The organism is Mesorhizobium sp. M0633, assembly GCF_040320645.1.
Lineage (GTDB): Bacteria > Pseudomonadota > Alphaproteobacteria > Rhizobiales > Rhizobiaceae > Mesorhizobium.
This window is the reverse complement of the sequence record NZ_JAMYQC010000006.1, coordinates 12,866-36,804: the sequence shown is the minus strand read 5'-3', so window position 1 is coordinate 36,804 and position 23,939 is coordinate 12,866. Positions and strand designations below refer to the sequence as shown.

Annotated in this window: 22 protein-coding genes, 1 other RNA gene and 1 pseudogene; 4 read left to right on the top strand and 20 right to left on the bottom strand. The window is 63.8% G+C overall.

From position 1 onward, the window contains the following. Window positions 1–29: 29 nt before the first annotated feature. The 6 genes from NKI47_RS07970 to NKI47_RS07945 are packed head-to-tail and all read right to left on the bottom strand — an operon-like array spanning window position 30 to window position 5,940. Window positions 30–1,136 carry a DUF1513 domain-containing protein gene (locus tag NKI47_RS07970; RefSeq protein WP_352570326.1) on the bottom strand — a complete coding sequence of 369 codons (1,107 nt, stop codon included), beginning with the start codon at window positions 1,134–1,136 and terminating at the stop codon, window positions 30–32. Between the two features lie 2 nt (window positions 1,137–1,138). Beyond that, window positions 1,139–2,212: an imelysin family protein gene (locus NKI47_RS07965; RefSeq protein ID WP_352589031.1), complete on the bottom strand. Its 1,074-nt coding sequence runs from the start codon at window positions 2,210–2,212 to the stop codon at window positions 1,139–1,141. Beyond that, window positions 2,212–3,819 (bottom strand): di-heme oxidoreductase family protein, encoded by a 1,608-nt coding sequence (locus NKI47_RS07960; RefSeq protein ID WP_352589028.1) that lies wholly within the window; start codon window positions 3,817–3,819, stop codon window positions 2,212–2,214. The genes NKI47_RS07965 and NKI47_RS07960 overlap by 1 nt, the downstream gene beginning before the upstream one ends. 12 nt (window positions 3,820–3,831) lie before the next feature. Further along, window positions 3,832–4,317 carry a bacterioferritin gene (bfr, locus tag NKI47_RS07955; protein ID WP_023676883.1) on the bottom strand — a complete coding sequence of 162 codons (486 nt, stop codon included), beginning with the start codon at window positions 4,315–4,317 and terminating at the stop codon, window positions 3,832–3,834. Next, complete coding sequence (locus NKI47_RS07950) at window positions 4,283–4,594, bottom strand: (2Fe-2S)-binding protein (RefSeq protein ID WP_352570320.1); 312 nt, start codon at window positions 4,592–4,594, stop codon at window positions 4,283–4,285. Before NKI47_RS07950 ends, bfr begins: the two co-directional genes overlap by 35 nt. A gap of 56 nt (window positions 4,595–4,650) precedes the next feature. Beyond that, entirely contained in the window at window positions 4,651–5,940 is a 1,290-nt protein-coding gene (locus NKI47_RS07945; protein ID WP_352589317.1) for an imelysin family protein, read from the bottom strand. Between the two features lie 424 nt (window positions 5,941–6,364). On the opposite strand from NKI47_RS07945, the gene NKI47_RS07940 reads away from it, so the two are divergent. Further along, a complete protein-coding gene (locus tag NKI47_RS07940) occupies window positions 6,365–7,618 on the top strand; it encodes an NAD(P)/FAD-dependent oxidoreductase (protein ID WP_352589025.1) in 1,254 nt (417 codons plus the stop codon). 9 nt (window positions 7,619–7,627) lie between these two features. Here NKI47_RS07940 and NKI47_RS07935 read toward each other — a convergent pair whose 3' ends face one another. From NKI47_RS07935 to ffs, 13 genes and pseudogenes are all read right to left on the bottom strand, one after another. Next, window positions 7,628–8,905 (bottom strand): 4-aminobutyrate--2-oxoglutarate transaminase, encoded by a 1,278-nt coding sequence (locus NKI47_RS07935; RefSeq protein ID WP_352448587.1) that lies wholly within the window; start codon window positions 8,903–8,905, stop codon window positions 7,628–7,630. Window positions 8,906–9,134: 229 nt separating this feature from the next. Beyond that, on the bottom strand, window positions 9,135–9,506 hold the full coding sequence (locus NKI47_RS07930; RefSeq protein WP_352589022.1) for a hypothetical protein: 372 nt from the start codon (window positions 9,504–9,506) through the stop codon (window positions 9,135–9,137). A gap of 44 nt (window positions 9,507–9,550) precedes the next feature. Next, the gene (locus tag NKI47_RS07925; protein WP_352589019.1) at window positions 9,551–10,300 is read right to left on the bottom strand and encodes an ABC transporter ATP-binding protein; all 750 of its coding nucleotides are present in this window, start codon (window positions 10,298–10,300) and stop codon (window positions 9,551–9,553) included. After that, window positions 10,297–11,130: pseudogene (locus NKI47_RS07920) on the bottom strand (ABC transporter ATP-binding protein). The gene NKI47_RS07925 and the pseudogene NKI47_RS07920 overlap by 4 nt, the downstream one beginning before the upstream one ends. A 10-nt stretch (window positions 11,131–11,140) precedes the next feature. Continuing rightward, complete coding sequence (gene nikC, locus NKI47_RS07915; RefSeq protein WP_352448584.1) at window positions 11,141–12,061, bottom strand: nickel transporter permease; 921 nt, start codon at window positions 12,059–12,061, stop codon at window positions 11,141–11,143. 13 nt (window positions 12,062–12,074) lie between these two features. Beyond that, window positions 12,075–13,142, bottom strand: coding sequence for an ABC transporter permease (locus NKI47_RS07910; protein ID WP_023676874.1), 1,068 nt, complete (start codon window positions 13,140–13,142; stop codon window positions 12,075–12,077). Window positions 13,143–13,173: 31 nt separating this feature from the next. Next, window positions 13,174–14,817: an ABC transporter substrate-binding protein gene (locus tag NKI47_RS07905; RefSeq protein ID WP_352589016.1), complete on the bottom strand. Its 1,644-nt coding sequence runs from the start codon at window positions 14,815–14,817 to the stop codon at window positions 13,174–13,176. A 201-nt stretch (window positions 14,818–15,018) separates the two neighbouring features. Further along, a complete protein-coding gene (locus NKI47_RS07900; protein WP_352589013.1) occupies window positions 15,019–16,284 on the bottom strand; it encodes a lytic murein transglycosylase in 1,266 nt (421 codons plus the stop codon). A gap of 178 nt (window positions 16,285–16,462) precedes the next feature. Then, window positions 16,463–17,068, bottom strand: coding sequence for a recombination mediator RecR (gene recR / locus NKI47_RS07895; RefSeq protein WP_023676872.1), 606 nt, complete (start codon window positions 17,066–17,068; stop codon window positions 16,463–16,465). A 122-nt stretch (window positions 17,069–17,190) separates the two neighbouring features. Then, window positions 17,191–18,129, bottom strand: coding sequence for a cell wall hydrolase (locus NKI47_RS07890; RefSeq protein WP_352589010.1), 939 nt, complete (start codon window positions 18,127–18,129; stop codon window positions 17,191–17,193). 289 nt (window positions 18,130–18,418) lie between these two features. After that, window positions 18,419–18,742 carry a YbaB/EbfC family nucleoid-associated protein gene (locus NKI47_RS07885; protein ID WP_023676870.1) on the bottom strand — a complete coding sequence of 108 codons (324 nt, stop codon included), beginning with the start codon at window positions 18,740–18,742 and terminating at the stop codon, window positions 18,419–18,421. A 32-nt stretch (window positions 18,743–18,774) separates the two neighbouring features. Next, window positions 18,775–20,613 (bottom strand): DNA polymerase III subunit gamma/tau, encoded by a 1,839-nt coding sequence (locus NKI47_RS07880; protein ID WP_352589007.1) that lies wholly within the window; start codon window positions 20,611–20,613, stop codon window positions 18,775–18,777. 103 nt (window positions 20,614–20,716) lie between these two features. Then, an RNA gene (gene ffs, locus NKI47_RS07875) (signal recognition particle sRNA small type) lies at window positions 20,717–20,813 on the bottom strand. 346 nt (window positions 20,814–21,159) lie between these two features. On the opposite strand from ffs, the gene NKI47_RS07870 reads away from it, so the two are divergent. From NKI47_RS07870 to NKI47_RS07860, 3 genes are read left to right on the top strand one after another with little or no spacing between them, the layout of a single operon-like run. Beyond that, window positions 21,160–21,579: an HIT family protein gene (locus tag NKI47_RS07870; protein WP_023676868.1), complete on the top strand. Its 420-nt coding sequence runs from the start codon at window positions 21,160–21,162 to the stop codon at window positions 21,577–21,579. Between the two features lie 38 nt (window positions 21,580–21,617). Further along, window positions 21,618–22,559, top strand: a complete 942-nt coding sequence (nudC, locus tag NKI47_RS07865; RefSeq protein WP_352589004.1) for an NAD(+) diphosphatase — start codon at window positions 21,618–21,620, stop codon at window positions 22,557–22,559. 25 nt (window positions 22,560–22,584) lie between these two features. After that, window positions 22,585–22,887: a Dabb family protein gene (locus NKI47_RS07860; RefSeq protein WP_352589001.1), complete on the top strand. Its 303-nt coding sequence runs from the start codon at window positions 22,585–22,587 to the stop codon at window positions 22,885–22,887. A 25-nt stretch (window positions 22,888–22,912) separates the two neighbouring features. Here NKI47_RS07860 and NKI47_RS07855 read toward each other — a convergent pair whose 3' ends face one another. Continuing rightward, the gene (locus NKI47_RS07855; RefSeq protein ID WP_352455091.1) at window positions 22,913–23,854 is read right to left on the bottom strand and encodes a 2-hydroxyacid dehydrogenase; all 942 of its coding nucleotides are present in this window, start codon (window positions 23,852–23,854) and stop codon (window positions 22,913–22,915) included. Window positions 23,855–23,939: the final 85 nt, after the last annotated feature.

The following is a 23,939-nucleotide window of genomic DNA, read 5'->3' as shown; positions in this document are numbered from 1 at the left end:
GCACGCAATCGCCACAATAGGTATCGGGACTAGCCGACCTGCTCGATACGCAGCACGTGATTATCCCAGACATAGTCCGGCTCGGAACGGGTCGCGCCACCGGCTTCGATGATTTCGCCGGCACCCGTCGTCGCGATGAAGCCTTTCCCATCGGGCGCAACGCCACAGACCTCGACCAGAGCCTTGGTAGCGACGACGCGGCCGCTGGCCGTGTCGATCACGGCAAGCGAATTGCCCTCAGGCGAAGACACGGCGATGGTGCCGGCGGCAGGATTGGCGGCGACCGAGCCGATATAGTTCCTGAAGCCGGAGAGCACATCCTGCGACATATCGAGCAATTGCAAGTCCTTGCCGCGCGGCGCGCGGCCAACCAGCGGGGCACGGTCGGTACCCGGCCCCCTGTACTGGCAGCCGAACCAGACGGTGCCGGACCGGTCGGCATCCATATGGCGGATCGACAATTGGTGCAGCGCCGGCGGCAATTCGTGCTTTTCGGTGAGATCGCCGGTAAGGCGGTCGACCAGAACATAGGAAGGCTTCATCGTTGCGATGTTGAGCTCGGCGCGGCCATAATCCGGATGCGTCTCGATGCCGCCATTGGCCACAGCGATCGTCCTGCCGTCGGAAAGCAGCAAAAGCTCGTGCGGGCCTGTGCCGTAGGTCGGAAACTCGCCGATGCGCTTGAATTTCGCATGCGCGTCATAGACGCCGACGACGCCGGCGGCATTGTCGAAATCGTTCTCGGTTGCGTAGAGCAGCGTGCCATCGGCCGAGAACACGCCATGGCCGAAGAAATGCCGGCCGGCAACGCTGGCAATGGTGCGCGGTTCACCGCGGCCGGTATGGTCGAAGACGACAGCAAAGGTGCCCGGCTGCCTGGCAAACACCACCGAACGCTTGGACACCGGGTCGAAGGTAACATCGTGGCCCCGATCGGGCAGATCGATCGTGTGCAACAACTTGCCGGCCTTGGACAGGACGGCCGCGCCATAGCTGCCGTCGCGCTTGACGAAAGCGGTGGCGAAGACCGCGTCGGCGTCGAGTGTCTTTGCCCAGGCCGACGGCGCCATCGCCGCTACGAAACCAGCGCCTGCGGCCCTCAGGAAATCGCGCCGATCGATCAGCGGCGTCCTCATGATCAGTCGCCATCCAATGACGAGAACCCGGCGGTCAGGCCGAATTCGGCGGTCAGCCTGGTGCCGATCAGGGTCGTCAGGCTGGATGTCACCAGCGAGAAATAGTCGAGCTTCTGGCGCAGCGCCGGATCGGCAAGTGCCTTGTCGATCGGTCCCCTGATCGCCTTGGCCGCCTCGATCCCGTTGGTGAGCTGGATGTGGACCGATTCTGCCATCCAGCGCGCATCGGGCGGCAGCGCGTCGCCAAGCTGCGAGGCCTGGAACAGCGTGTCCATGCCCGCCAGATTCCCGGTCAGCGAGCGGGCGGTGTTTTGCGAGCGCCAATAGATCGCCTGTTTCGGTTTGTCGGCCTCCGGCTTGGCGCCCAGGAAGCCTTTCAGGCGTACGTCGCGGACCATTTCCAGCTCGTTGATGAAGACGCCGACCAGTTCGGTCACCGCTTCAGTTCCGTCGTGGTAGAGCGCGTTCTGCGGACCCGGATTGGCCCAGAGCGCGGCAAAGCCGTTGGGCTCGTTCCAGGCATCGCCAACCTCGCCGGCAATCGTCTCGACATTGCCGGCAATGGCCGCACCGTAGGCGCAGCGATAGGTGTCGTCCCTGCCGACCAATTGACCGGCTCCGTCGCCGTAGAGGACGAATTCCAGTGCGCCGAGCCCTTGCGTGGCGACGCTCTTTGTAGCCAGCTGGGCGGGATCGGCGGCTGTCGGATCCTTGCCGGCAAGTGCTGCCTGCACCTGCTTCAGGCCGATGCTCTTGCGGTCCGGCCAAAACAGCATGCGCTCAAGCCGGTTGTTTTCCGCGATCGGCCCGAAACGGATGATTTCCACCACCGACCAGGCATCCACGACACCCGAGAATTCGGCGCGTGCCGCATCGAGATTGTCCCGCGAGGGCGCTTGGCAAAGCGCGTGCATGGTCTTGGCCAAGCTGTCCGCATGGTCATGCAGTCTGGCATAGGCCGGGCGGACGAAGCCGTCGATCGCCCGCTGGATCACATCCGAAGCCTTCACCGCCGCGGATGCCGGCAGCGCACCGGCGAGGACCAGCATCAGAGCGAATGCAAGACGCTTCCGCATCAGAGCGACCCCAGAAACTTGATCAGCGCGGCGCGGTCGGCCGCATCGGCAGCGGCAAAGCGGTCACGCGCCTTCTGGCCCTCGCCGCCATGCCACAGAATCGCCTCGGCCAGGTTTCGTGCGCGCCCGTCATGCAGGAAGAAGGTGTTGCCGCTGACGGTCTGGGTGAGCCCGATGCCCCACAGTGGCGGCGTGCGCCATTCGCTTCCCGTGGCCTCGCCCACCGCCTGTCCGTCGGCAAGACCGGGTCCCATGTCATGCAGCAGGAAATCGGAATAAGGCCAGATCAGCTGGAAGGCCTGCGCCTTGTTCGGGGTGCCGCGACGGGTGACGAATTTCGGCGTATGGCAGGAGATGCAGCCCATATCGTAGAACAGTTTTTTGCCGGCGAGCACGTCCGGTCTGTCGAGATCGCGCCGGGCCGGCACGGCAAGGTTTTGCGAATAGAAGGTCACGAGGTCCATGACCGGCGGCGGCGCTTCGACCGGACCGAGGCGCTCCTGTACACCGTTAGGTAGGGCAAGGCAGGTCTTTTCCGCGGCGCTGCAATCGCCCCAGTGCTTCGGCACCTCAGGCGTCGAAATGCCGATATCGCCGGCAAAAGCGTCCGCCGATTGCTGGCGGATCGATGCCGCCTGCGCCTTCCAGCCGAAACGGCCGAGCGTCAGTTCACCGCTGCTGGCGTCGCGTATTATGTTTGGCCTGCCGGAAATCCCGTCACCATCGCGGTCGGCCGCATCGGCACGCGTAAGGATGTTGGCAGGAGCGATCTGCTCGACCAGGCCAAGGCCGATCATCGGCGGCGTCATGCGCGGCGACAGCGTGGTGTGTGGATCGAGCGCCCCGTAGGCGAGACCGTCGACCGAATAGCTCGGCTTGCGCAGCGACACCGTGCTGCCGTCCGCCAATTTCACCTTCTCGTCCTGGTAGTCGACATGCATCCTGCCTTCGCCCTGCAGACCGGGAACGGCCAATTCCTGCAGCTGCGTGCCATAGACCGGGTCGGGAAAGTTGAGCACCTTGTGATCGGCGAGCGCGGCTTTCTCCTCCTCGGTACTGGCTTCCCTTGCCAGGCGCAGGAACATCGAGGTGGTGCCGCTGTCGCCTTCGGGCGGATGGCCGCGGCCGTCCTTCAGATGACAGTTCTGGCAGGCGCGCTCGTTGAACAACGGACCGAGCCCATCCGAGGCTTGTGTCGAGGATGGCGAGGACACCCAGTTCTTGCGGAAAATGGCGTTGCCGAGCTTGAAGGTACCCTCTTCCTCGAAGCTGATGTTGGCAGAGGATTGCGAGAAGGCGTCCTTGTTGACGTCCTTCTTCGAGGTGCCGGCGCCGCCCTGCATCAGCTCGAATTGCTCGGGCTTGGAGAAATCGCTGGTCGGCCTGGTGATGGCGATGACGCGCGCCAGATCCTTCGGCGTCAGATCCGTGCGGCTGGTGGCAAGCCCCGCCGGTTGCGGCGCCCCGGCCAGCGCCGAGGCTGTGAGCGTCGCCACCACGGCAAGAAAGGCGCCGCGAAGGATACCGTATCGCGGCTTCTTCTGAGGCGGCAGGCCACAATGCTCGGCCGGCCGCAAGCGGCGCATGAAATCTAGGGGGCGCCGCATTCCGGCATGTCCTTATTCCGCCTCGTCGGCCGACGCTGCGTTGAGTTGGCCGTACTTTTCTTCGCCGATCGAGGCGAGCAGGTCGAGTTGCGTCTCGAGGAAGTCGATGTGACCTTCCTCGTCAGCCAGCAATTCCTCGAACAGCTTCATCGTCACGTAGTCGCCTGCTTCGTTACAAACCTCGCGCGAACGCTTGTAGGCGGTGCGCGCGTCATATTCGCCGGCAAGATCGGATTCGAGCACTTCCTTGACATTCTGCCCGATGCGCAGCGGCGCCACGGACTGCAGGTTCGGATGGCCCTCGAGGAAGATGATGCGCGCCACGAGCCGGTCGGCATGGTGCATTTCCTCGATCGATTCAGCGCGTTCCTTCTTCGCCAGCTTGGCGTATCCCCAGTCTTCCAGCAGCCGGAAATGCACCCAGTATTGATTGACCGCCCCAAGTTCCAGAAACAGAGCCTCGTTAAGCCGCTCTATGATCTGCTGTTCGCCTTTCATGGGTTCTGCTCCCGTATTGGACGCGCAGGCCTCTGACGCGATCCAGGTGTGAAACGATGTCCACGCCACTCACCGCCGAGCGGGCATGGTAATTTTCGGTGACCCGAATGATCGTTTCGACCACATTTGGGAAGCAGCCGCAACAGCGACCGCGCTTGTGCATGGCGTGATAGACCTTCGCCGGCACGATCAGCTGCCAGGGGTCCTCATCCAGCAGTCCGACGATCGTCTGCTCTATCTCCTTTTCGGTGATGATGTTGCAATGGCAGATCAGCATTTGTCGCTCTGGCTAACGGCGCTTCGTTGCGTCGCGTGGCTGGTGGTTTCGATAGTCTATTGGAACACCTTGTCCGGTGAATCGAGGCTGTCCGAGCCCTCGAAGGCTATCGCATTGAGCTTCAGGGTACCGACGGCGCGTTCGATCGACTTGGTCTGATCGACCAGCGCGTCGATCGCCGCCTGCACAGTGGCATTGCCTTCCGTGTTGCCTTCTCCGATCTGCTGGTCATAGGCCTCGCCGGCAAGCGCCCGCGCCTTGATGGCCTCCATCTTGGCGATAGTGACGTCCAGTTTGTCCGACAATTCCTTGTCGACCGCCGGGTCGGCCGCCTTGACCATGTCGGCCACCGACGGCCCCTCGACGACAGTGCCGTCGAGCCGCTTGTAGCTGCCGTGATAGGCGGCACGGATGCCGATCGCATCGTAAAGATGGGAGTTGTAGGTATTGTCGGAGAAGCAATCGTGCTCCTCTTCCGGGTCGTGCAACAAGAGGCCGAGCTTCATCCGCTCTCCGGCGAGCTCGCCATAGGACAGCGAGCCCATGCCGGTGAAGATGGTCGAAATGGCGGCGTTCGGCTCGCCATCGACAAGGTTCTTGCGGGCGGCGCCGCCTTCCTTCCAGTCGTCGACCATATCCTTTAGATCGGAAACCAGAAGGTCGCTCGCCGATTTCAGATACTGTCCGCGACGGTCGCAATTGCCGCCGGTGCAATTGGCGAGGTCGTAATCGGTGTAGGGCCGTTCGCCGGCGCCCGGACCGGTGCCGTGCAGGTCCTGACCCCAAAGCAGGAATTCGATAGCGTGATAGCCGGTCGCCACATTGGCCTCGATACCGCCGGCCTCCTGCAGGGTGCCGGAGAGGAACTCCGGCGTCAGCTCGGTGGCGTCGACCTTCTTGCCGTTGATCTCGATCGACTTGTTGGCGATCACATTGGCGGTGTAGAGCGCGTTGGCGTCCGACTCGGTGCCGTAGCTCTTGGCGACATAGTCGATCAAGCCTTCGTCGAGCGGCCAGGAGTTCACCTTGCCTTCCCAGTCGTCGACGATGGCATTGCCGAAGCGATAGACCTCGGTCTGCTGATAGGGAACGCGCGATGCCTTCCAGGCCTCGCGGGCGGCGTTCAGCGTTTCGGCAGATGGCTTGGCGAGCAGCGCATCGACAGCCTTGTCGAGCGCCTCGGCCGTGATCAGCGAATCCTCGTATTTGGCGAGCGCAATGTCGGAATAGGTCTTGATGACCGCCTTGGCATCGGTTTGCGCCTTGGCCGGCAGCACGAACACGGCCGCCGTCAGCATCGCCGTGGCGCCGATCGTCGCAAGCCTGCCGCCATACCGCGCGGTCATCATCGTTCTCATGATTGTCTCTCCTCGGGAATCAATGAAATGCCGGCGCCGCGGCGGGCAGTTGCCAGCGGGCAAAGAAGGGTCGCGCCATCGCGCGGTTCGCGGAAGAAAGACACCGAAATGCCTCCAATCGAAAGGGTTCAAGGCCCAGACATCAAAGGGATGCGCTGACGCGCGAGCTTCCATAAAACGGCGAAGACGTCGGATGTCAACTGGTGACGTAGAAAAATTCAATTGAAACAACAGTTTAGAATTATTCTAAACTATAACTGTCAACTTTAACGCCGATGTATAGGGATACCGGCGCATGACGCCGTTGACAGGCGGCCGTTCCGGGTGCGACCCGGATCGGCGCTCTTGCGGCGGCGCCGGACAATCGCCACCTGGCGAGACGTCCTAGATTTGGATGAGGAATCGGGCTGTTATGAAGAACGGGGTCGTCATTGTCGGTGCGGGTCATGCGGGCGTGCAAGCGGCCGCCAGCCTGCGCGAAGAAGGCTATGACGGCCCGGTGATCCTGGTCGGCGACGAAAACGAACTGCCCTACCACAAGCCACCGCTGTCGAAGACTTTCATCAAGGATCAGCAAGCAAAGCCGCAGCCGTTGCGCGGCGAGCCTTTTTATACCGGCAGCAGCATCGACTACCGGCCAGGCCTCCGGGTCGAGCGCATCGACGTAGGCGGCCGCCGGCTGGAGATATCGGGCGGCGGCGTGTTGCCGTTTGACCGGCTGATCCTCGCCACCGGCGCGCGGCCGCGCCTGCTGCCGCTGCCGGGTTCGGAGCTTTCTGGCGTTGTGTCGCTGCGCTCGCTCGGCGATGCCCGCCTGATCCGCGAATTGAGCGCGCAAAGCGAGGAGGTCGTCATCCTCGGCGGCGGCTTCATCGGCCTGGAGATTGCCGCGACGCTCACCGCGGCAGGCCGCAAGGTTACGGTGGTCGAGGCGGTCGACCGGCTGCTCGGCCGCGCCGTGGCACCGGCCATCGCCGGCCATGTGCGCCAGCGGCTGGAGGCCACCGGTGTGCGCATCCTTACCGGCACCACCATCGAACGGCTGGAGGGCGAGAACGGCCGTGTTTCGGCTGCAATCACCTCGTCCGGCGAGAGATTGCCGGCGCAGATGGTCGTCATCGGCATCGGCGTCGTGCCGAATGTCGAATTGGCCGAAGCCGCCGGCATTGCCATCGCCAACGGCATCCGCGTCGACCAGCAGATGCGCACGTCGGTGCCGGAAATCCTCGCCATCGGCGACGCGGCGTCTTACCGGCACTGGTTCACCGGCGGCGACGTGCGGCTGGAATCGGTGCAGAACGCCACTGACCAGGCGCGGCTCGCCGCACGCACTATCGCCGGCCACACCGACAATTACTCGGCGGTGCCGTGGTTCTGGTCCGATATCGGTGACATGAAGCTGCAGATGGTCGGCCTGATTGCGGGTGGCGACAGCCATGTCGTGCTGGGCGACGTGGCCGAGAACAAATTCTCCATCTACCACTATGCCGGAAGCCGGCTGCTCGGCATCGAATCGGTCAACCGGCCCGGCGACCACATGCTTGGCCGCAAGATGCTCGGCGCCGGCTTTTCGCCGTCGCCGCAGATTGTCGCGACCGGGCCCGACGGGCTGAAGGCGGCGCTCGCCGCCTTCCAGCAGGCAGAGCCGGCCCCGGCGGCAGGATAATCGTATCGCTCAGGCGGCGCGGGCCTCGCGGATCGAACTTTCCAGGATGTCGAGCGCCTCGTTCATGACGCCGTCCTGGATGGTGATCGGCGCGAGGAAGCGGATGACGTTGCCGTAGACGCCGCAGGTGAGCAGGATCAGGCCCTTGTCGAGCGCCTTCAGCCGGACCGCATTGGCGAGTTCCGGCGACGGCAGCCCCTTCGTCACATCGTTGAACTCGACCGCGTTCATGAAGCCGGGGCCTCTGATATCGACGATTTCCGGGGCTTCGTCGCGGATCGCTTGCAGGCGCTGCTTCAGACGGTTGCCCAGCGTGTTGGCCCGGTCGCAGAGCTTCTCCTCGTCGATGACGTCGAGCACGGCATGCGCCGCGGCGACGCCGATCGGGCTGCCGCCATAGGTGCCGCCGAGTCCGCCGGGGTTCGGCGCATCCATGATCTCGGCACGCCCGGTGACCGCCGCCAACGGGAAGCCGCCAGCCAGGCTCTTGGCCATGGTGGTGATGTCGGCCGCCACCTCGTGGTGGTCCATGGCAAACATCTTGCCGGTGCGGGCAAAGCCGGTCTGCACCTCGTCGGCGATCAGCAGCATGCCGTGCTGATCGCAGATCTTGCGCAATGCGGTCATGAAATCGCGCGGCGCCTCGTAGAAGCCGCCCTCGCCCTGCACCGGCTCGACGATGATCGCGGCGACGCGGGCCGGATCGACATCGGCCTTGAACAGCCGGTCGAGCGCAGCCAGCGAATCGGCGACCGACACGCCGTGCAGCGCAACCGGGAACGGCGCATGGAAGACATCCGCCGGCATGGCGCCGAAGCCGACCTTGTAAGGCACGACCTTGCCGGTCAGCGCCATGCCCATGAAGGTGCGTCCGTGGAAGCCGCCGGAAAAAGCGATGACCGCCGGCCGGCCGGTGGCGTTGCGGGCAATCTTGATTGCATTCTCAACCGCCTCGGCGCCGGTGGTGACAAAAATCGTCTTTTTGTCGAACTTGCCGGGCAGCATGCCGTTCAGCCGTTCGGCCAGCCGGATATAGCTCTCGTAGGGCACGACCTGGTAGCAGGTATGGGTGAAGCGGTCGAGCTGCGCCTTGACCGCTTCGATCACCCTGGGGTGACGGTGGCCGGTGTTGACGACGGCGATGCCGGACGAGAAATCGATGTAGCGGCGGCCTTCCACATCCCAGATCTCCGAGTTTTCGGCGCGATCGGCATAGATCTGCGTGGTCATGCCGACGCCGCGCGAAATCGACTGGCTCTTGCGTTCGGAAATGGCTGAATTTGTCATCGTATCCCTCACCGGGCCGGCGCCCGCTCTCGTTTGATGGCTGTTGAGACTCTTCTGGGCTTATTTCAGGTTTTCCTCAAGTTGGCACTGGCGGCGGGCGATTGGGCCTGCGGTCCGGCAGCTACGCGATGATGGCCGGCACTATCGCCGGCGCAGCGATCATGCTGCTGTTCCTGCCGGCGCGCTATTCGGCGTGGTTCAGGTCATGGAGCCGAAAGGCTGGAAAGAGCTACCCGTTTTGGAGACCGGCGAACCGGTGCAAGGTCCGACTTAAGGCTTTGCCGGATCGTTCGTTATCGTTGGAGGGTACAGGGCGCGACCTGGCGCGCTGCCACGGCGACGATTTTGACTCGCGCCAAGCATGCCAGCCTTCCGGCAAGTCGGCCAACGCAAGGATACTTTCATCCCGCTGCACAACGTTTTGCAAGCTGACAATCATTATGTCGCCTTCGTCAACAGGTCCAATTTCGCTGTTGTGGAATTGCCAACTGCCGTCGTCATCGTCATGCGAGACGTGTGCAATCCAGTCGCCGCGGGTAATTATGACCCGATCCAAAAACACCGCGACATTGGGCGGGTCTGGGAACGTCCATTGCTGCATGGGAATCTCCCGAAGACAGTTGGTCCTGCGCACCGTGAGAAGGTTCAAGCGGTTCTCACAAACCCTTCGCTGGCCCTCAGCAGATTGCGCGTGTAGTCCTTGGTGACACGGCGTTCGACAAGATCGTCCGCGGTCAGATTCTCCATCGCCTCGCCGTTCTGCATCACCATCAGCCGTTCGCACATGTGGGTGATGATGGCTAGGTCGTGGCTGACCATCAGGAAGGTCAGCTTGCGGCGGCGCCTGATCTCTTCCAGCAGGTTCAGCACCTCCGCCTGCACCGAAGCGTCGAGCGCCGAGGTCGGCTCGTCGAGCAGCAGGATCGACGGTTCCAGAATCAGGGCGCGGGCGATCGCCACGCGCTGGCGCTGACCGCCGGACAATTGATGCGAATAGCGAAAACGGAACCCGGTGCCGAGGCCGACCTCGTCGAGTGCCCGCTGGATGCGCTTTTCGCCGTCGGCGAAGCCGTGAATGGCGAGCGGCTCCTGAAGCAGGCGGTCGACGGTCTGGCGCGGGTGCAGCGAACCGTACGGGTCCTGGAAGACCATCTGCACCTCGCGGTAGAACGCCTTGTCGCGACGCGCGCCGAGCATTTTGCCGTTGACCGCGATGGTGCCTGATGCGGCCGGCGCCAGGCCGGCGATTGCCCTGAGCAACGTCGACTTGCCGGAGCCGGACTCGCCGACCAGGCCGAAGGATTCACCGGATTCGACCTCGAGGCTGACGCCTTTCAACGCGCGGAAGCGGTCGAAGACCACCTCCAGCCTGTCGACGGAAAGGGCTGCCGTCATGCTGCCCACTCCGGCTTGCGGTCGAGCACCGGCAGCGGGTGACGGTCGGCGCCGATCTTGGGCATGCAGTTGAGCAGGCCGCGCGTATAGGGATGCTGGGCGCGGCCGAGCTCCGAGGCTTTGAGCTGTTCGACCACCTTGCCGGCATACATGACGATCACACGATCACAGAAGGACGAGACCAGGCGCAGATCGTGCGAGATGAAGATCAGCCCCATGCCGCGCTCGCTGACCAGCCGGTCGAGGATGCCGAGCACGTCGAGCTGGACAGTGACGTCGAGTGCCGAGGTCGGCTCGTCGGCGATCATCATTTCCGGCCCGGCGATCAGCATCATGGCGATCATGGCGCGCTGGCCCATGCCGCCGGAAACCTCGTGCGGATGCAGGTCGAAGACACGGGCCGGATCGCGGATCTGCACAGCCTCCAGCATGGCCAGCGCGCGGTCGCGGGCTTCGGCCTTGGAGACCTTCTCATGCGTGCGCAGCGTCTCGACGATCTGGCGGCCGATGCTCATCACCGGGTCGAGCGAATATTTCGGATCCTGCAGGATCATGGCGATACGCTTGCCGCGCAGCGCGCGGCGCTCGCGCGGCGGGGCGGCCAGCAGGTCGATGCCGTCAAAAGCGAGCGTCTTCGCGGTCACCTCGGCCTGCGGCGGGGTGACGCCCATGATGGCGCGGCCGGTCTGCGACTTGCCCTAACCGCTCTCGCCAACAATGCCGCGCCGCGCGCGGCCGAGCGAGAAGGAGACGCCGCGCACCGCCTCGATCAGGCCGGTGCGCGTCGGGAAGGTAACGCGCAGGTCGTTGACTTCGAGAAGCGTGCTCATTGGTCGCCACTCATTGGTCGCCACTTCGGGGATCGAGCGCGTCGCGCAGTCCGTCGCCGAGCAGGTTGAAGCCGAGGCTGACGATGAGGATGGCAAAGCCCGGAGCACCCGCCACCCACCACTGGTCGAGCACGAAGCGGCGGCCCGACGCGATCATCGCGCCCCATTCGGGCAGCGGCGGCTGCGCGCCGAGGCCGAGGAAGCCGAGGCCGGCCGCGGTCAGGATGATGCCGGCCATGTCGAGCGTCACCCTGATGATCAGCGAGGAGATGCACAGCGGCATGATGTGGCGAAGCACGATGCGAAACGGCGAGGCGCCCATCAATTGCACCGCCTTGATATAATCGGAATTGCGCACCGTCAGCGTTTCGGCGCGGGCAATGCGCGCATAGGGCGGCCACGAGGTGATGGCGATGGCAAGCACGGCATTTTCGATGCCGGGGCCGAGCGCCGCGACAAAGGCCAGCGCCAGGATCAGCTTCGGAAAGGCGAGGAAGATGTCGGTGATGCGCATCAGGATCGCATCGGTCCAGCCGCCGGCGTAACCGGCGACGGTGCCGACCAGCAAGCCGATCGGCGCGGCGATAATGGCAACCAGAATGACGACGTAGAGTGTCCAGCGCGAGCCGAAGATGATGCGCGAATAGATATCGCGGCCGAGATCGTCGGTGCCGAACCAGTGCGCCGCACTCGGCGCCAGCAGCCGCGAGCCCTTGAGGTCGCCGAATGTCGGCGAATAGGGCGCCAGCACATCGGCGAATGCCGCGACCACCAGCAGGGCGACGATGATGAGCAGGCCGGCAAACGCCAGCCGGTTGGCGGAAAAGCGCCGCCACGCCACATAGGCGCGGCCGAGCCTCGCCTGCACGCGCGACGCCGGCCGCTCGCTGAGCAGCCAGTCGCGGCGGGTTTGAATCGCTTCCGTGCTCATCCTGCCTTGGTCCTCATCCTGCCTTGGTCCTTGGATCGAGCAGCCGGTAGAGCAGGTCGGAGAATAGATTGATGGCGATGAAGACCGAGCCGATGATGATCGTGCCGCCAAGCACGGCATTCATGTCGGCGTTCTGCAGCGAGTTGGTGATGTAGAGGCCGATGCCCGGCCACGAAAACACTGTCTCGGTCAGCACCGAGCCTTCGAGCAGCCCGGCATAGGACAGAGCGATCACCGTGACCATCGGCACCGCGGCGTTGCGCAGCGCGTGACCCCAGATGATGCGCGTTTCCGACAGGCCCTTGGCGCGCGCTGCGACGATGTATTCCTGGGTGAGTTCGTTCAGCATGAACGAGCGCGTCATGCGGCTGATGTAGGCGAGCGAGAAATAGCCGAGTAGCGAAGCCGGCAGGATGATGTGGCGGAAGGCATCGGCAAATACATCCCACTGCCGCTGCCAGAGCGCATCCAGCAGGTAAAAGCCGGTAATCGGCGTGAAGGTGTATTCGTAGACGACGTCGAGCCGGCCGGGAAAGGCGACCCATTGCAGCTTGGCGTAGAACAGCACCAGCGCCAGCAGCCCCAGCCAGAAGATCGGCACGGAATAGCCGACAAGGCCGATGATGCGCACGATCTGGTCGATGACGCTGCCGCGCCGCACGGCGGCCAGCACGCCAAGCGGCACGCCGATCACCGAACCGATCAATGTTCCCAACGTCGCCAGTTCGAGCGTCGCCGGAAAGGCGCGGCGGATATCGGTCATCACCGGATTGGTGGTCAGCACCGAGGTGCCGAAATCACCGTTCAGGGCATGTTTGACATAGATGTAGAACTGCTCGACCAGCGGCAGGTCGAGGCCCATCTCGCGGCGCGTTCGTTCGACGACGTTGGCCGGCGCCCGGTCGCCGAGCACCGCCAACACCGGGTCGATCGGGATCACGCGGCCGATGAAGAAGGTCACCGCGAGCAGACCGAGATAGGTCGTTATCGCGATGACCAGGAACCGGGCGATAGATGAGGCCACGGCAACGGCGCGGGCGCCGCCGCGCCCTGCCGTCACCTCGCTTTCAGCCACACTCATACGGCGCGTCCGCCGGCGTCACTCCCCGGCATCACTCTTTCGAGACGGGGCCGACGAAGTTGGTGTCGAAGCTCGGGCCGAGCGCAAAACCCTTGAGGTTCTTGCGCAGGCCGGCCACTTCCAGCTGCTGGTGGATGATGACGAAGGGGCTGGTATCGAGGATCTTCTTCTCGAGATCCTGGTACATTGCGGCGCGCTTGGCCGCGTCCTTCTCGAGCAGGGCGGCTTCGGTCTGCTTGGTCAAGTCCGGGATGTCCCAGGCGTTGCGCCAGGCCAGCGTCTTGGTCTTGCCTTCATCCGAATTGTCGGGGTTGCTGGCGAAGGTCTGGGCGTTGGAGTTCGGATCGAAATAATCCTGGCCCCACTGGCCGATATAGATGTCGTGGTTGCGGGCGCGGTATTTGGTCAGCGTCTGCTTGCCGTCGCCGGGGATGATCTCCAGCTTGATGCCGGCCTGTCCCAGCGTCTGCTGGATCGATTCCGCCATGCCCGTCGTCGGCTGCCCGGTACGCACGTCCATGGTGACGCTGAAGCCGTCGGCGAGGCCGGCCTTGGCGAGCAGTTCCTTGGCCTTGGCGACGTCGAACTTGAACGGGTTCTCGTCCAGTTCGCCGAGCACGCCCTTGGGCAGGAAGGTCTGGTGGATCTCGCCGATGCCCTTGAGGATGGTCGTGCTCAAGGCGTCGTAGTCGACGAGATATTTGAAAGCCTGGCGAACCTCGGGCTTGGCGAGGTTCGGGTTCTTCTGGTTGAGGCTGATGTAATAGACCGTGCCCTTCGGCGCGCTGGTGGTGGTGAGGTCGGCATTCTTGGCAATGGCATCAAGGTCGTTCGGCTCGAGATTGCGGGCGACGTCGATATCGCCGGCTTCGAGCGCCAGGCGCTGGCCCGAGCTTTCCTTCATATTGCGATAGATAACGCGGGCAAGCTTGGCTTTTTCGCCGTAGTAATTGTCGTTGCGCTCAAGGACGACGGCCTCGTTGGCCCGCCATTCGCGCATTTTGAAGGCACCGGAGCCGGCATAGCCGGTCTTCAGCCAGGCGTTGCCGAAATCATTGTCCCATTTGTAGTCGGCGCTCGGCGTGACCGCAGCGACATGCTCCTTGACCAGCTTGGCATCGACGACCGAGGCGACCGTCGCCGACAGGCAGTTCAGCACGAAGCTCGGCGCATAGGCCTTGTCGACGGTGAACTGGAACGTCGTGTCATCAACGGCCTTGGCCTTCTCGGTGACGTTGCCGCCATCGATACCGAACTGGCCGATGATAAAGGCCGGGCTCTTGTCGAGCTTGATGGCGCGCTCGAACGAATAGGCGACGTCCGCCGCCGTGATCGGATTGCCGGAGGCGAATTTGAGGCCGGGCTTGAGCTTGAATGTGTAGGTCAGGCCGTCGTCGGAGACGCTCCAGCTTTCGGCGAGATCGCCCTTGACCTTGGATGTGTCGCTGAGGTCCAGGCGTACCAGAAGATCATAGGTGTTGCCGGTGACCTCTGCGGTCGACAATTCGAATGCTTCGCCCGGATCCATGGTGATGATGTCGTCGATGGCGAAACCCTCGACCAGCGTGTCGGCGGGCGTGACCGCGAAGGCAGGCGCACCGGCCAGAAGCAGCGCGGACATGGCCGCGCCCACGAGCAAGAAGCGGGAGCGTAGAGCAAACTTTTCCATCATCATTTTAACTGTTCCCTGTTTTTGTTGACCTGAGTTCCCGGCTCAGGGTTGTGGCATTTCTTGCCGCGTCGAACGGTGATCCCCGGACCGTTGTCTTGGCAATTTTTTGTGCGGTTCCGGTTCACCATATCCGGCGGTTTCGAGCGCGGCAACGAGCATTTGCAGAACGGTCGATTGGGCCAGACCGGCGGTGCGAAAATCCGGCTATTTCAGCGCGGTAACCAGGTCGGCGTCGGGAAAGCAGGTAGCGGAACGGCCGTTGCTGGCCTGCCATTTGCCGATCGAGCGGCGCGTCTTGAAGCCAGGCAGGCCGTCGGCGCTGCCGACATCGTAGCCCTTAGCTTCCAGCGCCCGCTGCAGGGCGGCGATGTCGGAGCGGTAGAGCCCGCCGACCGCGCCCCAATTGCCCGAGAAATTGCTGTCGCCATGGGCGATGCGATCGGCGCCATGGCCGATGAACAGGGCATAGAGATCGCTGGTGTTATACTGCTTCAGCACATAGAAATTGGGGGTGACGATGAAGGCCGGGCCGCTACGCCCGGCCGGCATCAAAAGAAAGCCCTCGGCTTTCAGTTCGCTCGCCGGGAACGGTTTACCCGACACACGCCTGATGCCCATATCAGCCCATTGGGAAATCTTCTTGCCCTGGTCCGGACCTTCGAGCGAGCACGAGACGCTGTCCGGCACAGTCACCTCGAAGCCCCAGCCGCGGCCCCTGACCCAGCCATAATGGACGAGATAATTGGCGATCGATGCCAGTATATCGGGCGTCGAATTCCAGATGTCGGTGCGGCCGTCGCCGTCGAAATCGACGGCATGCTTGAGGAACGATGTCGGCATGAACTGCGGCTGGCCAAGCGCGCCTGCCCAAGACGATTTCATCGCGCCGACCGGGGCAAGCCCGCGCTCGACGATCTCGAGCGCAGCCAAGAGCTCGGTGCGGAAGAATTCCTTCTTGGTCGACATGAACGCCTTGGTGCCCAGCACCTCGAAGGCGTCATAAGGCATCTTCGCCGCGCCGAAGCCGCTCTCGCGGCCCCAGATCGCCAGCAGCACTTCGCCAGGCACGCCGTAGCGTTTCTCGATCGCGGCAAGCGTCCTAGCGTTGGTCGCCTCGCGGGTGCGGCCGCCGGCGGTCACCGCTCGGACTATCTTTTCAGCGAAATAAGCGCCCGGCGAACCGAACTCGGCCTGATGCTGCTTCTGCGGCGTCGTCGCCTTCTCGCCCGGCTTCACCAGGTCGGGCAGCTTCAGGTTCGGCTTGACGCCTTCGAAGGCGGCATCGAAGGTTTTCCTGGAGATGCCTTTGGCATTGGCTTCGGGCCAGAGGTCGTTGCCAAGCCAGGCGCGGAACTGGTCCTCGATCTTTGCCGCCGAGGCGGGGTTGGCGAGGAGGAAGGCGAGAAAGAACGCGACGGCCAGCCTGCGAAGTCGGCGTCCTGTCGCGCCCCCCTCTGTCCTGCCGGACATCTCCCCCTCCAGGGGGGAGATTGGCTGTCGCGTCTGTGTTCGCCAATCTTCAACGTCGCAAGTTTGGCGGGGATGTCGAGGCTGCCGATCTCCCCCCTGGAGGGGGAGATGTCCGGCAGGACAGAGGGGGGCGCGAAGGAACGCAATCATCTCAAGAGCACCTCTTCTTCCAACGTGCTCAAAACACTGTCCGCGACTTCAGTGCGGCGGCCAGCGTGCCTTCGTCGAGATAATCGAGTTCGCCGCCGACCGGAACACCGTGCGCCAGGCGCGTCACCTTGATGTCGAAGCCGGAAAGCTGGTCGGTGAGGTAGTGCGCGGTGGTCTGGCCCTCGACCGTGGCGTTGACGGCGAGGATCACTTCCTTGACTTCGCCGCCGGCGACGCGATCGACCAGCGAACGGATGTTTAGCTCATCAGGACCAATGCCGTCGAGCGGCGACAGCGTACCGCCGAGCACATGGTAGCGCACGTTCATGGCTGTCGCCCGCTCCAGCGCCCAGAGGTCGGCCACGTCCTCGACAACGATGAGCGTGGTGGGGTCGCGGCGCGGGTCGGTGCAGATCATGCATGGATCTGAGGTATCGACATTGCCGCAGGTCGAGCAGATGCGCACCTTGTCGACCGCCTCGCCCATGGCGGCGGCGAGCGGCGCCAGCAGCTGTTCCTTCTTCTTGATGAGGTGGAGCGCGGCGCGGCGTGCCGAACGCGGACCGAGCCCCGGCACCTTGGCCAGCAGCTGGATCAGGCGTTCGATCTCGGGACCGGCGATTCGCTTCGACATCGCACCGGTTTAGGATTTTTCCGCACGCTTTGGAACAGTTGAGCGGCCAGGGGCTCCGCTCTTCCCTTCTCCCCTTGTTGTGGGAGAAGGGAAGGCCGACGTCGCGGCCAGTGCTGCCGTCCTCAGTTTTCTTCCAGTGGCCGGGTCTGGCCGGCGATCATCGCGCCGATGGCGTCGGTGTTCTCGGGCGTCGCCTCGAACGACATTGTCGGCTCTGCCGGCGCGGCCTGGAAGGAGGTGACAGGCCGCTCGCTCACGGTTCCGCCAAAACGGGCCGCATCCGGCTCCTGCATTGGCTCTTGCAGCGCCACAAGTATCGGCTTCTCCGCCGTCGCCTTCTCCGGGGTCGCCATTCCGGCGGTCACCCTTGTCTGCTTTGCCGGCAGCGATGCAGCGGCGGTCACATAGGTTGCCTTGGCGAATGTCGGCTTGGCGCTGCGTGCCGGCTCCGCCGAGGCGACAAGTATGGCCTGAGCGGCAGGCGCTTGCGGCTTGGCCTGGGCCATGGCGACCACCGGTTCGTCCGGCAGCGGCTGCCAGTTGCGGCCGCGCTTTTCATAAAAGGCATTGCCGCCGGCGACCATGGTGTAGTGCATGTTCTTGTAGGGGAAGCGCAGGCCGGCGGTGTGGAAGAACATGGTGTTCTTCAGCTTGGCTTTGCGCTCGCCCTTGAGCACCGCCTCGGCGGCTTCCTCGACGTCGGGCATCGCCTTCGAATTCATCGGCCGTGTCATGACGCCCGGCGCGAACTGCCCGCGCTCGCCGACGACCTGGCAGATGGTGTTGCCGTGATTGCCGGACCGCAGCCGGTTCATCACCACCGTGCCGACCGCAATCATGCCGTCACGGCTGGAGCGGTTGGACTCGAAGAACATCGCCCGCTCCAGGCATTCCTTCTCCTTCGGCGTGGAATTGTAGGAGCGCGAGCTCAGGAAACTCGGCGTAATGGCATCGGTCAGGCTGGACATGCCGTGCGAGGCGGTCTGACTGCAAGCGGCCAAAAACAGCGGCGAGATAACGACGCCGAGCCGCAACGGCGTCTTCCATCGGGTAGAGATCAACAGGTGTCCCCTCAATTCTGCTGCCAGCCCGCCCCTGGTTGCGGCAAGAATGAGACACTTTCAGGCAAAAAGATGGCTAAAGCGTTATTAAGTGTGGGGAGTTGCCTAATAGACACAGCTGGCGGTGGAGCGAGCACTGGGCCGCTGCACTCTTCGGCCACTGTAACGGCATACCGATTGACTAGCGCGTCGCGTTCGACCGGCCTCATGCGACGCGCTTTAGGTTCTTGTTTTGATGCATGTCGTTATCGCAAAACCGCTGCACACTTTTGCGCGACATGCACTAGCCTTAGAATGGCAGCTTCATTCCCGGCGGGATCGGCAGTCCCGCGGTCAGCGCCCTGGTCTTCTCCTGCATGATCTGCTCGACCTTGGTCCTGGCGTCGTTGTGGGCAGCGAGAAGCAGGTCCTCGAGAATCTCGACCTCGTCTTCCTTGAACAGCGACGGGTCGATCTTCAGCGACTTCATCTCGAATTTGCCGGTCAGCGTGACGCTGACCAGGCCGCCGCCGGCCTGCCCGGTGGCTTCCAGCGTGGCGATCTCATCCTGCATGGCCTGGAACTTGGCCTGCATTTCCTTTGCCTTGCCCATCATGCCGAGAAGGTCTTTCATCGCACGATCCTTTGCAGTTGGTGCTGGTTGTTTCAGGTTTCGTCGTCGTCGGCCGGCGGCTCGACCGGCACTTCGGCCTCGTCGGCTTCCGGCGCGTCGGGAATGCGCACGTCGATGATCTTGGCGCCGGGAAAGCGCGCCAGGATGGCGGCGACCGTCGGGTCGCTCTTGGCATCGAGGAAGGCGTTTTCGCGCTTTGTCGATTCCAGCTCGGCCAAGGTCTGGCCGCCCTCGTCCTTCGACAGCGACACCAGCCAGTTGCGGCCCGTCCAGGCGCGCAGCTTGGCGGTCAAATCATTGAGCAACATCTTCGGCGCATCGTCGGTCAGGCTGACGTCGATACGACCGGGCTCGATGCGCACCAGGCGCACGCAACGCTTCACCAGCACCTTGAAGGCCATGTCGCGCTGGGCGTCGGCAAGGGCGACAATGTCGGCCAGCGATTTCACCGGCACCGGCGGCGCCTCGACCGCCGGCTCCGGCGGAGCAACGAAGTTGGTCGGCACGGGCTCGGCCTCGACCAGGCGCATCGTCTCGACCAGGCGCATTGTCTGGGCGCCGCCATTGGCCGTCGGCATCCGCGCCTGCGCCACGGCACCGGCACCACCGCTTGCAGGCGCATGGTTTGCGGGGCCGGGGCTTGCCGGCGCGCCATTCACGCGCGGCGCGGCGCCTGGCAGCGAAACGCCGTTCTCCAGCGATTTCAGCGCCTCGTCCAGCGTCGGCAGGTCGGCGGCATGGGCCAGCCGGATCAGCACCATCTCGGCGGCGCTGACCGGGCGGTTGGAGGTCTGCACCTCGGGAATACCTTTCAAGAGCATCTGCCACGTCCGCGACAGCACCTTGACCGACAGCGTGCTGGCGAAATCGGCGCCGCGCCGACGCTCGTCCTCGGACAGCGAGGCGTCGTCGATGGCAGCCGGCACGAAACGCAGACGGGTGACCAGATGGTTGAACTCGGCAAGGTCGGTCAGCACCGCGGCAGGATCGGCACCGGTATCGTACTGGGCACGGAATTCGGCAAGTGCGGCGGCGACGTCGCCCTTCATGACATGTTCGAACAGGTCAACGATGCGGGCACGGTCGGCAAGGCCGAGCATGGCGCGCACCGCTTCGGCGCTGACCGCGCCGCCGCCATGGGCGATCGCCTGGTCGAGGATCGACTGCGCATCGCGCATCGAGCCTTCGGCCGCGCGCGCGATCATCGCCAGCGCATCGTCTTCGACTTCGATGCCCTCCAGACCGGCTATCCTGGCAAGGTCGGCCTTGATCATTGCCGCATCGATGCGCCTGAGGTCGAAACGTTGGCAGCGCGACAGGACGGTGATCGGCACCTTGCGGATTTCGGTGGTGGCGAAGATGAACTTGACGTGCGGCGGCGGCTCTTCCAGCGTCTTCAGCAGGCCGTTGAAGGCCTGGTTGGAAAGCATGTGCACTTCGTCGATGATGTAGACCTTGTAGCGCGCCGACACCGGGGCGTAGCGCACACGCTCGATGATGTCCCTGATGTCGTCGATGCCGGTATGCGAGGCGGCGTCCATCTCGATGACGTCGACATGGCGGCCTTCCATGATCGCCTGGCAATGCTCGCCGAGCACGGCAAGGTCGACGGACGGCTGGTCGACGGTCGATGTTTTGTAGTTCAGGGCCCGCGCGAGTATGCGCGCGGTCGTCGTCTTGCCGACGCCACGCACGCCGGTCAGCATCCAGGCCTGGGCGATGCGGCCGGTGGCAAAGGCATTGGTCAACGTGCGGACCATCGGCTCCTGGCCGATCAGTTCGGAGAAATTCGACGGTCGGTATTTGCGCGCCAGCACGCGGTAGGCGGCAGGCTTGTCCAATTTCCCGGCCTCGTTTCCGGCTTCGCTCATTCGCCCGTTAAGCTCCAAGGGCTGCCACTGGAGGCGGCCGATTCCTGCGCATAGTTTCGCCGCACGGCTTGGCGCCGTCAATGTCAGGGCAAAAGGCGAAGAGGCGGGAGGCTGGAACAATGACCCGTTCCGGGCTCGTTAGGGCTGCTTCCTTCCGGACCTGACCCGGTTGGCGAGTGGACCGTCCACCACCAACCTCCCAGCCTCCATATCGGCAATCCGGCGATGAAATGCAAGTGCGGATGATAGGGGCCTTGAGCGACGGCGAAAGCTGAAACCAAAAACCCGCCTCGGCGGGCGGGTCGTTGGTGCGAATAATCACCATAGCGAAATTAGTAGCATAGCTGCCGGCACAAAGCAAGAACAAAATGTGGCCGCGACCTCGGCGGGGCAGCGCCAACCTGATGCAATTTGCCCGGACCCTCACTTCTTCGCGCACAATCAGCGCCGCGGCGGCCAATGTTGCTTGCTGCCCCTTGCGGCCCTTCGGAAGCCGCTCTAGCGTCGATGGAGTTCAAAAAACGTCAAAAAGTGAGGGAAACGCCGATGCTGCCGGGCCTCAAGGCCGGATTCACGCTTGACGCCCAGTTGGAAGCCGACAGCGAACAGCTGATGTGGCTCGGCCTGTGCGAATTGCGCGTCATGAACGACCGCCGCTGGCCATGGCTGCTGCTGGTGCCCCAGCGGCCGGGCATCGAGGAAATCCACGACATGACGCCGCTGGACCAGGCGATGCTGACCTTCGAGACCAACATGGTGGCGCTGGCGCTGAAGCGGGTGACCGGCTGCACCAAGATCAACACCGGCGCACTCGGCAACATCGTGCGCCAGTTGCATGTACACGTCATTGCGCGCTCGGAAGGCGATCCCGGCTGGCCCGGCCCGGTGTGGGGGCACGGCCTGCGCGAGCCCTATCAGCGCTCCGACCTTCGCAAGTTTGCGGAAAAGATCAAGGCAGCGCTATAAGCCTCTCCCGTGTCCACCTTGAACCTTCCCGAGTCTGCATGAGCTTTCGCCTGTTTGACGCGCCCTTGCGCGAGCCGAGCCAGTTCGTCGGCTTCGCCGGCAACATTATCGACCGGCAGTCCGAAAACCGCGCCGACGATTCCATCGAAAAGGCACTCGCCGATCCCTCGGCGCGGCTTTTGCTGATGCGTGGCGGCCGGCTCTATTTGAAGCTTGCGCAAGGCGCATTCGACCCCTGGTTCGGGGTGGCCGAATGCCGGCCGCTCGAAGCATCGCTCGAAAACGGCGTCCTGCTCGGTTTTTCCGAAAGCGGCCCGGTGCTGGCGGTGCCGGCCGGGGTCGAGCCCGAGCAGCTTCCCGAGACGATCAAGGCGATCGACTATCGCTCGGTATATATGCAGGGGCTGATCGACGAAGCGGCGGCCGGCGCGCTGGCGCAAGGGGCGGCGCTGCTCGCCTGGCATGCCAGCCATCGCTTCTGCAGCAAATGCGGCACCGAAGCCGAGATGCGGGCGGGCGGTTACAAGCGGCATTGCCCGGCCTGCGGTACGGAGCACTTTCCGCGCACCGACCCGGTGGCGATCATGCTGACGGCAACACGCGAAAAATGCCTGCTCGGCCGCGGCCGGCATTTCGGGCCCGGCATGTATTCGGCGCTCGCCGGTTTCATCGAGCCGGGCGAGACGATCGAGGCGGCGGTGCGCCGCGAAACGCTGGAGGAAGCCGGCATCCGGCTCGGCCGCGTCGTCTACCACGCCAGCCAGCCCTGGCCGTTTCCCTATTCGCTGATGATCGGCTGCTTCGGCGAACCGCTCAACGACGATATCCAGCCCGACCTCAACGAGCTGGAAGATTGCCGCTGGTTCTTTCGCGACGAGGTGCTCTCGATGCTGGCCCGCGAGCATCCGGGCGGCCTAGTGACACCGCCGAAGGGGGCGATCGCCTATAACCTGATCCGCGCCTGGGCCGACAGCGCGTGACACGAAGACATCGCAGGAGCAAAAAATGATCCGTCACACCGTCGTGTTCACGCTGAAACACCCGCCGCATTCGCTCGAGGAAAAACGGTTCCTCGCCGACGCCGAGAGGATTCTCACGGCGATAAAGGGCGTCACGCATTTCGAGCAGTTGCGGCAGGTCAGTCCCAAGAACGACTACCGCTTCGGCTTCTCGATGGAGTTCGCCGATCAGCGGGCCTATTCCGGCTACAACGACCATCCCGACCACGTCGCCTTCGTCCGCGACCGCTGGATCCCGGAAGTCGAGGCGTTTATGGAGATCGACTACGTGCCGCTCGGCTGGGGCTGAGACTGGAAAGCGGCGCTCTAAAAAATTAATACCCGGCGTCGCGATCCACCACATTTTCCAGCGCTTCGCCGCGCTCGAAAGCATCCATCTGACGCAGCATGATCGGCGCCAGGTGGACCGGATCGGAGGTTGCCGCCGCGTGCGGCGTCACGAACACTTTGGGGTGGCTCCATAGCGGGCTGGTCTTCGGGAGCGGCTCGACCTCGAAAACGTCGAGGCTGGCTTCCTTCAGCGTGCCGTCGTCCAGCGCGCGCAAAATGTCGGCGTCCTTCTGCAGCCTGCCGCGCCCGGCATTGATCAGCACTGAGCCGCCGAGGCCGTTGCGCTTCCGCAGCTCCTTCAGCACGCCGTGGTTGATGATACCGTGCGTCTGTGGCGTCAGCGGCAGCAGCACCACCAGGATGTCGGTGGCGTTTAGGAACGGGATCAGGCCGGCCTCGCCCGCGTAAGTCGAGACACCTTGCATCGGCCGATCGCTGCGCGACCAGCCATTGACGGGAAAGCCGAGCGACAACAGCACCGATGCCGCCGCGCGGCCAAGCGTGCCGAGCCCCATAATGCCGACCGAGATGTCGCTGGCCGGCCGCTGCTGCGGTTCATGCCAGATCTTCTTCTGCTGCTGGGCGCGGTAGAGCATGCCTTGGCGATGGTGGTCGAGCACCCGCCAGACGACATATTCGGTCATGTACTGGGTCAGGTTGTCGGCCACCACCTTGACGACCGGTACGTCGGGCAAGGTGGGATCGGCGAAGATGTGGTCGACGCCGGCGCCGATCGAGAAGATGGCGCGCAGATTGGGCAGCGACGACAACAGGTTCGGCCGCTGTTTCCACACCACAGCATAGGTAATCGAGGGATCGCCGGCGCCATTCGGCTCGAGCACCACCTCGCGCTCCGCCGACAGCAGTTCGCGCCAGCGCAGCGGATGAATACCGGTGAGGGCAAGCAGGATGCGGCCTTTTTCCATTGCGGATTGTTTTTCCCTTTTTACCAATAGCGTTCGCGTCCCGACGCGCAAGGCGCGGCAGCGTTTTGATTTTGTGCATGATCTC

What these genes read in the sequence shown, in the direction of transcription:
- NKI47_RS07970 (WP_352570326.1), bottom strand. Translation starts at nt 1,136, where the DNA reads ATGAGGACGCCGCTGATCGATCGGCGCGATTTCCTGAGGGCCGCAGGC.
- NKI47_RS07965 (WP_352589031.1), bottom strand. Translation starts at nt 2,212, where the DNA reads ATGCGGAAGCGTCTTGCATTCGCTCTGATGCTGGTCCTCGCCGGTGCG.
- NKI47_RS07960 (WP_352589028.1), bottom strand. Translation starts at nt 3,819, where the DNA reads ATGCGGCGCCCCCTAGATTTCATGCGCCGCTTGCGGCCGGCCGAGCAT.
- bfr (WP_023676883.1), bottom strand. Translation starts at nt 4,317, where the DNA reads ATGAAAGGCGAACAGCAGATCATAGAGCGGCTTAACGAGGCTCTGTTT.
- NKI47_RS07950 (WP_352570320.1), bottom strand. Translation starts at nt 4,594, where the DNA reads ATGCTGATCTGCCATTGCAACATCATCACCGAAAAGGAGATAGAGCAG.
- NKI47_RS07945 (WP_352589317.1), bottom strand. Translation starts at nt 5,940, where the DNA reads ATGACCGCGCGGTATGGCGGCAGGCTTGCGACGATCGGCGCCACGGCG.
- NKI47_RS07940 (WP_352589025.1), top strand. Translation starts at nt 6,365, where the DNA reads ATGAAGAACGGGGTCGTCATTGTCGGTGCGGGTCATGCGGGCGTGCAA.
- NKI47_RS07935 (WP_352448587.1), bottom strand. Translation starts at nt 8,905, where the DNA reads ATGACAAATTCAGCCATTTCCGAACGCAAGAGCCAGTCGATTTCGCGC.
- NKI47_RS07930 (WP_352589022.1), bottom strand. Translation starts at nt 9,506, where the DNA reads ATGCAGCAATGGACGTTCCCAGACCCGCCCAATGTCGCGGTGTTTTTG.
- NKI47_RS07925 (WP_352589019.1), bottom strand. Translation starts at nt 10,300, where the DNA reads ATGACGGCAGCCCTTTCCGTCGACAGGCTGGAGGTGGTCTTCGACCGC.
- nikC (WP_352448584.1), bottom strand. Translation starts at nt 12,061, where the DNA reads ATGAGCACGGAAGCGATTCAAACCCGCCGCGACTGGCTGCTCAGCGAG.
- NKI47_RS07910 (WP_023676874.1), bottom strand. Translation starts at nt 13,142, where the DNA reads ATGAGTGTGGCTGAAAGCGAGGTGACGGCAGGGCGCGGCGGCGCCCGC.
- NKI47_RS07905 (WP_352589016.1), bottom strand. Translation starts at nt 14,817, where the DNA reads ATGATGATGGAAAAGTTTGCTCTACGCTCCCGCTTCTTGCTCGTGGGC.
- NKI47_RS07900 (WP_352589013.1), bottom strand. Translation starts at nt 16,284, where the DNA reads ATGTCCGGCAGGACAGAGGGGGGCGCGACAGGACGCCGACTTCGCAGG.
- recR (WP_023676872.1), bottom strand. Translation starts at nt 17,068, where the DNA reads ATGTCGAAGCGAATCGCCGGTCCCGAGATCGAACGCCTGATCCAGCTG.
- NKI47_RS07885 (WP_023676870.1), bottom strand. Translation starts at nt 18,742, where the DNA reads ATGAAAGACCTTCTCGGCATGATGGGCAAGGCAAAGGAAATGCAGGCC.
- NKI47_RS07880 (WP_352589007.1), bottom strand. Translation starts at nt 20,613, where the DNA reads ATGAGCGAAGCCGGAAACGAGGCCGGGAAATTGGACAAGCCTGCCGCC.
- NKI47_RS07870 (WP_023676868.1), top strand. Translation starts at nt 21,160, where the DNA reads ATGCTGCCGGGCCTCAAGGCCGGATTCACGCTTGACGCCCAGTTGGAA.
- nudC (WP_352589004.1), top strand. Translation starts at nt 21,618, where the DNA reads ATGAGCTTTCGCCTGTTTGACGCGCCCTTGCGCGAGCCGAGCCAGTTC.
- NKI47_RS07860 (WP_352589001.1), top strand. Translation starts at nt 22,585, where the DNA reads ATGATCCGTCACACCGTCGTGTTCACGCTGAAACACCCGCCGCATTCG.
- NKI47_RS07855 (WP_352455091.1), bottom strand. Translation starts at nt 23,854, where the DNA reads ATGGAAAAAGGCCGCATCCTGCTTGCCCTCACCGGTATTCATCCGCTG.